The organism is Ehrlichia minasensis (assembly GCF_004181775.1).
Taxonomy (GTDB): Bacteria; Pseudomonadota; Alphaproteobacteria; order Rickettsiales; family Anaplasmataceae; genus Ehrlichia; species Ehrlichia minasensis.
The window spans coordinates 1-3,980 of sequence record NZ_QOHL01000043.1; the positions used below are offsets into that span (position 1 = coordinate 1).

Annotated in this window: 3 protein-coding genes; all 3 read right to left on the reverse strand. The window is 31.3% G+C overall.

Features of this window, described 5'->3' with window-relative positions; all coding sequences use genetic code 11:
• Positions 1-966 (reverse strand): hypothetical protein (locus DRF75_RS04915; protein ID WP_129992768.1); only part of this gene is annotated, 966 nt, incomplete at its 3' end.
• A 417-nt stretch (positions 967-1,383) separates the two neighbouring features.
• Positions 1,384-2,592, reverse strand: coding sequence for a pyruvate dehydrogenase complex dihydrolipoamide acetyltransferase (locus DRF75_RS04920; protein WP_045171127.1), 1,209 nt, complete (start codon positions 2,590-2,592; stop codon positions 1,384-1,386).
• Positions 2,593-2,740: 148 nt separating this feature from the next.
• Positions 2,741-3,980, reverse strand: a 1,240-nt coding sequence (locus tag DRF75_RS05120) for a hypothetical protein (protein ID WP_165375569.1), incomplete at its 5' end; no start/stop codon positions are given.

Genomic DNA, 3,980 nt, shown 5'->3' on the forward strand with positions numbered 1-3,980 from the left:
ACTTTCACTTTGAACTTTTGTCATTACTTCAGAAGATCCTGATTCTATGCTATCTAGAACTGCATTGTCTTGTTTTTTTAGTGCTTGTTTATGCTGCTTAGTTTTCTTCTTTTTCTTAGGTTTACTGATATCAGACAAAAGTTCTACTTTAGATTTTTCAGATATTAAACTTACTTGAACATTAGACTGATCACTAATACCACCAACTGTTTGACCATGTTCTGAACTTTCATTTTGAATTTTTGTCATTACTTCAGAAGATCCTGATTCTACGCTATCTAGCACTGCATTGTCTTGTTTTTTTAGTGCTTGCTTATTCTGCTTAGTTTTTTTCTTTTTCTTAGGTTTACTAATATCAGACAAAAGTTCTACTTCAGATTTTTCAGATATTAAACTTACTTGAACATTAGACTGATCACTAATACCACCAACTGTTTGACCATGTACCACAACTTCATTCTGCTCTAAACTTTCAACCATCGTTACTACTTCGTCAGATTTTCCTTCTAATAACCTTGACAGCAATTCACTTCTTCTTCTTAGTACTTGTATTAGCAGATTCATATCATTATCCACATTTATACAAACAGAATTACTTTCTGCTTGCTCTTCACTCTTTAAATCACTAAACCGTATCAACAACTCCTCAACTTTTAAAAAATACAATATTAACCGACTAAACTTCATTGAAATTAACAACATGTGTTCTTTTTCAAATTCTATTTTTCCTTGATTTTGATGTTGATATCCAAAAATAGGTTGTTCTAACCCCAATTCTCTACTACCACATAATCCATTATGCAGAACCTCATCCAACTCAGATTTTAAAACACATATTTTCTCTAATCTTACTGTCTCTTCTAAATTTAATTTACGACCTGGTACTCTATAAGAATTAATTAATTCTTCTATACTCTTTACTATATTCCCAATATCTTCTATCAGACTTACTACACCACTCAACATAAATAACTACAATTTTATTAATAAGTATTAATTATAATATAATTTTTTAAGAATTATAGTAATATTTCTAAGTAAAATATGATAAAACAAAGATTTTAGAGTAAATCTGACTCAAAAACAGGATAATTTAAAAAATAAACTTTAAAAAATTAGTAAGTAATCGACAAAAACAATAACTTTTACACGATACATCAGAAGCTTTATTCTAAATCCTCTATATATTAACACATACAAGTAGCACAACTGTCCAAACAACTCAAAAATAGAAAAGCCACACAAACAGTACTAAAGGAAATTAGGCATCAGAAAAAAATTACTCATTCAAAATAAGACTTAGAACAAAACAACTTGAAGAAACTTCACTAAAGCACTAAAAAATAAAGTAAGCTGCAAAAAAACTATAACTAGAAGAAACCTTTATATTAACATTAAAAATGGTTTCTCTAAATAAGATTTAAAGCAATTTAAAAACTTAGCTGCTAACACACCATCAATAACCCTATGGTCTACAGACAATGTTATTGTTATAACATTTGAAATACTTATCTGGTCATCAACAACTACTGCCCTTTTTTCAGAACATCCAACAGCCATTATACAAGATTGCGGAGGATTAACAATTGCATAAAATTCTTTTATACCAAACATACCAAGATTAGAAACAGTAAAACCTCCACCTTGAAATTCTTCAGGTCTCAACTTCCCAGACTTAGCTTTACTAGCTAATGTTTTAACTTCACTTGATATCTCTAACAAAGACTTTTTATCTGCATTAAAAATAATTGGAGTAATTAATCCGCTATCAATGGATACAGCAACAGAAATATCAACATTATGAAATACAACTATTTTATCATCAGACCAAGATACATTAATTTCAGGAAATTTTTTAATACTCATAGCAACAGCCTTAATAATAAAATCATTGACTGTAACTTTAGTATCAGGATTTTCAGCATTAATTTCTAATCTTAATTTTAATAAATCATCAACTATACAATCTATTGAAATATAAAAATGAGGAATACTTTGTTTAGAGTATACTAAACGTTCAGCTATTACTCTACGCATACTACTAATTTCAGTAAAATCCATAGAAGAACTAGACACATGCTCTTTTTTTTGACTTGCAGCATCTAATACATCAGCTTTTACAATTCTACCATAAGGGCCTGTACCTTTAATTAAATTAACATCAACACAAAGATCCGCAGCAATCTTTTTGGCTAAAGGACTAATCTTAATTCTCTCAGACACATTAGATTCATTAACCAATACTTCACCAGTACTTACAACTTGTTGATTAACTTGTAACGCACCTGAGTCACCTTGAGAAATATCATCACTCTTCTTATATGAATGAACATTAACTAAGTCATGTTCATCTATTGCAATTAATGCTATTAATTGATTAACTGCTATATCTTTACTTCCTTCTGCAAAGAAAATTTTACCAATGATACCATCTTCATCTGTATACTCAAACTCCATGACAGCTTTATCAGTTTCTATATCAGCTATAACATCCCCTGACTTGACTATATCTCCTTCTGACTTATACCACTTTCTTATAGTCCCACTTTTCATGGTAGGAGAAAGAGCAGGCATCAATATCTCTATTGGCATCACTTAACATAAAAAAAATACTTATACACCATTACAGTATTAGATATGCGTTGTCAATCCAATTATAGACACCTAACATTTTTCTCAACTATACATAATGCTAACAATCTCAACTACAATTGAGTAAATACCATATCAACAACCTTTATTAATTCCTCATATATTTATAACCTGCAGGATAATAACATTCTTGTACACTAGTTATGGAATTTATTAAATCATCTACTTGCAAATCATCATATAACACATCTTCCACAGGACAACTATCAACATGTACACTTAAGTTGGTATTCAAGTATGTTGAATGTTGTTGTATACTAGGATTAGTAACAATAGTAGTATGATCACCTATTTGGCACCCTGGTAAACTATTACTACGCTGCATCACTTTTACTGAATCATCATAACCAGGCATACCTACCCTTGTATTACAAGCAAAATAATGCTGTTCATCATGACCAACAGACAATTCCCTTCTTACTAACGGTCTACCAACATATTGCATACCACCTTCTGATACACCAGAAAATGTTGAACACTGCTGTGTAAAGCAATCATTAATTACACTATTAGAGCTATTACCTATATTTGGTAAATTAGTAGCACGTTGCACATTCCTTTTTTGTTGACCGCCATAACTCATTTTTGGTCTTGCACCAAAAGCAGAATAATTTTGTACATAAGTATTTTCACTTAATCGACTACTTGGAAAATTACTACCAGGTTGCACCATTTCTCCCGGACTATCATAACCAGGCATACCTACCCTTGTATTACAAGCAAAATAATGCTGCTCATCAGAACCAACAGACAATTCCCTTCTTACTAACGGTCTACCAACATATTGCATACCACCTTCTGATACACTAGAAAATGTTGAATACTGCTGTGTAAAGCAATCATTAATTACACTATTAGAGCTATTACCTATATTTGGTAAATTAGTAGTACGTTGCACATTCCTCTTTTGTTGACCGCCATAACTCATTTTTGGTCTTGCACCAACAGCAGAATAATTTTGTACATAAGTATTTTCACTTAATCGACTACTTGGAAAATTACTACCAGGTTGCACCATTTCTACCGGACTATCATAACCAGGCATACCTACCCTTGCATTACAAGCAAAATAATGCTGCTCATCAGAACCAACAGACAATTCCCTTCTTACTAACGGTCTACCAACATATTGCATACCACCTTCTGATACACTAGAAAATGTTGAATACTGCTGTGTAAAGCAATCATTAATTACACTATTAGAGCTATTACCTATATTTGGTAAATTAGTAGTACGTTGCACATTCTTTTTTTGTTGACCGCCATAACTCATTTTTGGTCTTGCACCAAAAGCAGAATAATTTTGTACATAAGTATTTTCACTTAAT

Excerpts from the sequence above, each read along its gene's own strand:
- DRF75_RS04920 (WP_045171127.1), bottom strand. The coding sequence starts at position 2,592 with ATGCCAATAGAGATATTGATGCCTGCTCTTTCTCCTACCATGAAAAGT.